The 5338-nt window shown below is 60.3% G+C and carries 6 protein-coding genes; 2 read left to right on the plus strand and 4 right to left on the minus strand.

The annotated features are described in order from the left end of the window. A partial coding sequence (locus tag JNL55_RS09460) for a TonB-dependent siderophore receptor (protein ID WP_293852371.1) occupies positions 1–723 on the plus strand: 723 nt, incomplete at its 5' end. Positions 724–737: 14 nt separating this feature from the next. Further along, positions 738–2285 (plus strand): serine hydrolase domain-containing protein, encoded by a 1548-nt coding sequence (locus JNL55_RS09465; RefSeq protein ID WP_293852372.1) that lies wholly within the window; start codon positions 738–740, stop codon positions 2283–2285. Between the two features lie 13 nt (positions 2286–2298). Here JNL55_RS09465 and JNL55_RS09470 read toward each other — a convergent pair whose 3' ends face one another. The 4 genes from JNL55_RS09470 to JNL55_RS09485 form a co-directional block, all read right to left on the minus strand. Next, the gene (locus JNL55_RS09470; RefSeq protein ID WP_293852373.1) at positions 2299–3111 is read right to left on the minus strand and encodes a hypothetical protein; all 813 of its coding nucleotides are present in this window, start codon (positions 3109–3111) and stop codon (positions 2299–2301) included. Then, positions 3096–3389, minus strand: coding sequence for a hypothetical protein (locus JNL55_RS09475; protein ID WP_293852374.1), 294 nt, complete (start codon positions 3387–3389; stop codon positions 3096–3098). The genes JNL55_RS09470 and JNL55_RS09475 overlap by 16 nt, the downstream gene beginning before the upstream one ends. A 12-nt stretch (positions 3390–3401) precedes the next feature. Beyond that, positions 3402–4772, minus strand: coding sequence for a vWA domain-containing protein (locus tag JNL55_RS09480; protein WP_293852375.1), 1371 nt, complete (start codon positions 4770–4772; stop codon positions 3402–3404). A gap of 145 nt (positions 4773–4917) precedes the next feature. Further along, on the minus strand, positions 4918–5338 hold a 421-nt coding region (locus JNL55_RS09485; RefSeq protein WP_293852376.1), incomplete at its 5' end, for a CocE/NonD family hydrolase.

Genomic DNA, 5338 nt, shown 5'->3' on the forward strand with positions numbered 1-5338 from the left:
GGCGTCTTCACGCCTTACGCGGGCATCGTGTTTGATGTAACGCGCGCCGTGACCGCATATGTGAGCTACGCGGATATTTTCCAGCCCACCACCGTGATCGATGAGAACGCACAGGTCATCGATCCAGCCACCGGTATCAATCTGGAGACGGGCTTGAAGATCGCGCTGTTCGACGACCAGATGAACATCTCGGGCGCGGTGTTCGAAACCAAGCAGGACAATGTGCCGCAATGGGTGGGCATTCTGGACGACGGCCGTTACTACTATCGCGCTGTCGACGGCACCAAGACACGCGGCTATGAGATCGAAGTCGCGGGCCGCATCGGGCCGAGCTGGAACCTCAGCGGCGGTTTCGCTCGGTCCTTGCCCAAGGATGGTCAGGGGCAGCGTTGGCTGGTGCACATCCCGACCAACACATTCAAGCTGTACTCCAGCTATCGGTTCGACTCGGGCGTCTTACAGGGACTCACTGTCGGCGGCAATTTTCGCTGGCAGAGCGAAATCGAAAACAACAATCCTCAGCCCCGGGGGCTCGGACTGCGCTATGTCCAGGATGCCTATGGGGTGTTGGATCTGATGGCCAAGTACTCGGTCACGCCGCGAGTGTCGGCACAGCTCAACGTCAATAACCTCTTCGACAAGAAATATTTCACCGACGTGCAGCTCAACGGCTGGTATGGCGAGCCGCGCAACGCAGTCCTATCCGTTCGCTTTGCCTACTAAACGCGGGGTGCATCGTGATTAGAAGCATAACGAGCGCATTGCTTTGCTTGAGTTGTGTCGGCGTGTCGCTGCCGTTGCAGGCAGCGACCGATCCGTTCGCGCCGGCGCGAGAGATCATCCGCCGGCACATGGAACAGAAGGACGTGCCAGGCATCGCGGTGGCCGTCTGGCAAGACGGCAAGGTGAAATGGCAGGAAGGGTTCGGCTGGGCGGACATGGAGAATCGTGTGCCCGTCACCGAGCACACGATGTTCAATCTGGCGTCGCTATCGAAGACGCTGACCGCCGTCGGTGTGATGACGCTGGCCGAAGCGGGCAAAGTGAACATCGATGGCCCGGTGAATGACTACCTTGGGCCGGATACGTTGACGGTTCACGTCGGCAATCCGCGTGATGTCACGGTACGGCGCGTTGCCAATCACACCTCGGGCCTGGGCGGCGGCGATCAGTTCTTCTACGGCGAAGAAGCTGCGCGCATGCCGACGATGGCAGAAGTGATTCATCGCTATGGTGTGGTGGTGGAGGCGCCGGGCGAGCGCTATCACTACTCGAACATTGGCTACGGCGTGCTCGGGCATTTGATCGAGCGGGTTTCGGGCCAACCCTATGGCGACTATCTGCGTCGTGAGGTGTTCATGCCGCTGGGCATGACCCATTCATCGCTGGTTCTTACGCCGGAGCTGCAGAAGTATCAGGCCGTGCGTTATGACTTCGACCGCAAGCCGCTGCCGTTCTATTACTCGGCCGAGCCGGCGTCGGCGGCGTTGTATTCGAGCGCGCACGATCTGGCGCGATTCGGCGTGTTCTTTCTGAAGCAGCGCTTGCCCGGGCAGCGTGCGATTCTGAGTGACGCTGCGATAGATAGCATGTTTCGTGATCCCATCGACATTCAGGCGACACCTGTTCGTGCGGCGGGCCCGGACAGCATCGGCTACGCCTTCGGTTGGATGAGTTCGAATCAAGGCGGCTATCGCTCTGTCGGTCACGGCGGCTCGTCATCCGGCGTGAACACGCAGTTCGTCATGCTGCCGGCCGCGAATCTGGGAATGGTCCTGCTCGCGAATGCCGATGGCGGTGTGAGTGGCTTGATGGACTCGGTGCTGAAGACCTTGTTGCCTAAGTGGCGTGAGCCGGTGAAAGCGGCGGTGGTGCCCGAGCCCACCAAGCCACAGCTGCCGGCGCCTGCCTTGCTTGGCCGATGGGAAGGCACGGTAAAAACGCCGGAAGGCGCACAACCCCTGTGGTTGTCGGTGCAAGCGTCGGGAGAGGTTTATTTGCAGATCGGCAAGTCCGCTTATGGCCGTACCACGGCGCAGCAGCGGGCAGTACTCAACGAGGTGACGTTCAGCGAGGACGGGATCAGCGGTACGTCGCTGGCGCGGATCGTAACAGCCGACACCAAGCGTTATCCGCACACCGTTTCAATCAGACTGAAGCTGCGCGATGGCGTGCTGTGCGGTAGCGCAGTGGCAGCGTCTGTTTACGACGGGCGCTGGGTGTATGGCTTGCCTCATTGGGCCGAGCTGAGGAAAAGCGAGTCAGTGAGTGCAGTGGGGCACTGATCGCCCCGCGAGTTCATTTCGGCGCCTTGGCATAGATGCGCTCATATTCCTTCATGAGCGCGTTGTATTCGGCGGCCAACGCTTCGTTGGCCGTCTCTAGCTGTTGCACATCGCTTTCCCGATTCTTGAGCTTCTCGCGCATGGTCGACATGTCTTTGCGCAGCTTCTTGGCATGGTGCAAGACGCGGTCGGTGTTCTCTTGTTTTTCGGCGATGGACTTTTCCATGTCCTCGGCCTTGTTACGCAAGTCTTGTTGTAGCTGAGCGTTGTTCTGTTGCAGAGAGTCGACTTCGGCAGTCATTTCCTGCAGGTTGGTGCGTAACGGCTCGATATCGACCCGGCGCTCGCCGGCCTCGGTGGGTTGCTGTTCCAGATCGAACGCCAGGTCCTGTAAGGATTGATTGGTGGCCTCCAGGCGTTGCTGGAGTCGTTCGGTGGATTGATCCAGATTGGCGTTGTCGATGATTTCTCGGAGTTCATCGATTTCGTTCTTGACCGAGGCTTGCTCGGTTTCAACCGGCTCATCGGCAGCGTCGGTGAGTTCGATCGCAGGAGTAGCGGCCGCCGGCGCTTCGGGCTCGGCCGAGGAGATCGCTTCTGCGCCGATCTCTATGGCTGGCGCTTCCGGAGTCGGTTGCGGTGCTTTAATGGGAGCTACGGCGGCCTCGGCGACGCCAGCAGTTGCGGGTGTCTCCTTGTGGCCAGCCTGAGCGACCGGTTGCCGTTGCGCCTTCAGAGCTCGTCGCAGCAGCACGGCCAGCACTACTGTGGCGATCAGCAGCAGTTCGATGAGCAAGCCACCGACCCAGATCAGGGTTTCTTCCATGGCTTGCCTTTTTTCAGTCGCCGAGTCAGCCAAAAGCCGCCATAGCCGAGCACACCCAGAATCGCCAGTCCCACATTGATCTTGAGCAGCTTGATCCCGGCTCGGGCGACGACATCGCCATCGTTGTGAGCAACCACAGGCGCAGGTTCGGCGACTGGTGGCGCTGTTATGGGCACTGGCAGCGGTCCCTTGGTCAGCGTGAAAGCGCCTTCAGCCGCAGTCTCACCGTGAATGATCAGATTGAGATGCGCTTGCTCTTTGACGTAAGCGGGTGGCATCTCAGCTTCGAACTAAGTCGATTGCACTCTTTGTAAAGGCACATTATTCTGGGATTTTTCTGCCGCGGTGTATTCAGCCTCGATCGACAGGCTTTTGAACGAAGGGCAGGAGCTATGCAGTGTGACCTGCACTTTGGCCGGGGCGGTCTGCGGAACGCTGCCTAGAAAACATTCCGGATGAACGATGAAGGTACGCGTCCGTTGTCGCTGCAGCGTCGGCGTCGTAGCTGTGACAGTCACGCTGTACTTGCCCGAAGCATTCAGCACCGCGGTCGATGCGCTGAAGCTGCCATCGGCTTGTGCAACTAGAGGCAGACTTACCGCCGCTTCCTCAGCTGCACTCACCTCGGCAGTGAGGGTCTGTCCCTCTTCTTGATGCATGCTTGCCGGCGTCTGCGACTCGTCTTGGAGAAAGGAACGAATCGTGAGCGGTGCGCCGGTTTCGATGAACACGGTGCCGAGCTCGATCTGCAAGTTCAGAGTGCTTTCGCCAATGATGCCCACACCGCCTTGCACCTCGCCCGAGCGGTCGATCTGCCAGGTGCCGGGCTCGGGCTCGTGCATGCGCACCAGATCGTAAGCGGGGGTCGATTGCCAGGTCATGCCCTCGGCAGTGTCGCCAGCTTTCACCGTGCGTTGTTGCGGCGTGAGCAGGGCAATGCGTTCGTCCGGCGCACTCTTGGCGAACACCAGCGACAGCTCTTTGATGCTCGCATCGATTTGCAGATTACCTTTCTCCAATGGAAAGGACTGCGCGCCGCGGGCACCGATGAAGATCTGACTGAACGCTTTGTGCAGCGTCTGGGCATCGCCGGCGAAGCGCGACTCGCCGGCGCTGGCTTGGGTCATTTCCTTGAGCAGGCTCTGATCCGCAGAGCTGGTGAAGGCAATGGTGTAAAGCGCGATGTCCCGACGCAGATACTCAGGCAGCAATGAATCCAAGATGCGTTTGCGAGCCGCTGCCTCTTGCTCTTCGCGACCTTTCCCTAGATCCAGCGCGCCATCGGTCAGCAGTAGCACCAGTCGGCGGTGCGAGCTGTCGGCCGGTTCGGCAAAGGCGGCTAAACCTGAGTCGAGGGCGGCGGCCAGGTCCGTGGTCTGGCCATTGAACACCAGTTTCTTGAGGCTGCTCTGTAACGCGTCCTTGGCGCCGGCGTCCTGGGCGGGAGCGATGGGGATGAGCAGGTCGGCGCGATCGCTGAAGGCGGCGAGTCCGACCGTGTCGCTGGGCCCAGAGAGATTGCCGAACAGCTGAGCGGCGGCCACGCTCAAGCGATTGGGATCGCTCTGTCGCATGCTGCCCGAAACGTCGAACACGATCAGGGCTTGAACCGGCTTCTCGGTGTTCTTGTCCTGGTTTTGGGCACGGGCGGGCAGCGGCATGCAGCTCGCCGCCAATAACAGGCCCAGGAGTACGGAGCGCGGCTGGTGCAAACTACGGATATTCCTTGATCTCACTGCAGCTCATTGCCGGGCGCAATCGTGCCGTGTCGAGCGTCACGGAGCGAGTAAGGGCTAGCCGAAGCCGTCATCGAGCCGGCACCACGGGCAGTTCCACGTACGACACATCGTTGCCGGCGTGATGCAGGGTGTTGTTAGCCACCACCGGGTCTTTCTCGCTCTCGTTCGGGCCGCCGGTGTTCAGATTGCGGACGAACTTGGGGAAGTTGGAGGAGGTCACTTCCACGCGGATGCGATGGCCCTTGTCAAAGCGGATGCTGGTGGCCATGGGGGTCGGGCGGATCTCGTAGATATTGTCCGGGGTCATCAGCTCCGGCCGGTCGAAGCCATTTCGATAACGTGCGCGGAAGATGGTATCGGCAATGATATAGGCCGTGCCGTCCGGAGCCACGTCGACCAGCTTCACCGCAAAGTCCGTGTCCTTGGCGCTGGATGAAACCTTCAACACGGTATCGACAAAGCCGGTGACTTCCAGGGGCGCGGTTAGC

Origin of the sequence: Steroidobacter sp. (assembly GCF_016790065.1) — a bacterium.
Classification (GTDB): domain Bacteria; phylum Pseudomonadota; class Gammaproteobacteria; order Steroidobacterales; family Steroidobacteraceae; genus Steroidobacter.

Excerpts from the sequence above, each read along its gene's own strand:
- JNL55_RS09470 (WP_293852373.1), bottom strand. The coding sequence starts at position 3,111 with ATGGAAGAAACCCTGATCTGGGTCGGTGGCTTGCTCATCGAACTGCTG.
- JNL55_RS09475 (WP_293852374.1), bottom strand. The coding sequence starts at position 3,389 with ATGCCACCCGCTTACGTCAAAGAGCAAGCGCATCTCAATCTGATCATT.
- JNL55_RS09480 (WP_293852375.1), bottom strand. The coding sequence starts at position 4,772 with ATGCCGCTGCCCGCCCGTGCCCAAAACCAGGACAAGAACACCGAGAAG.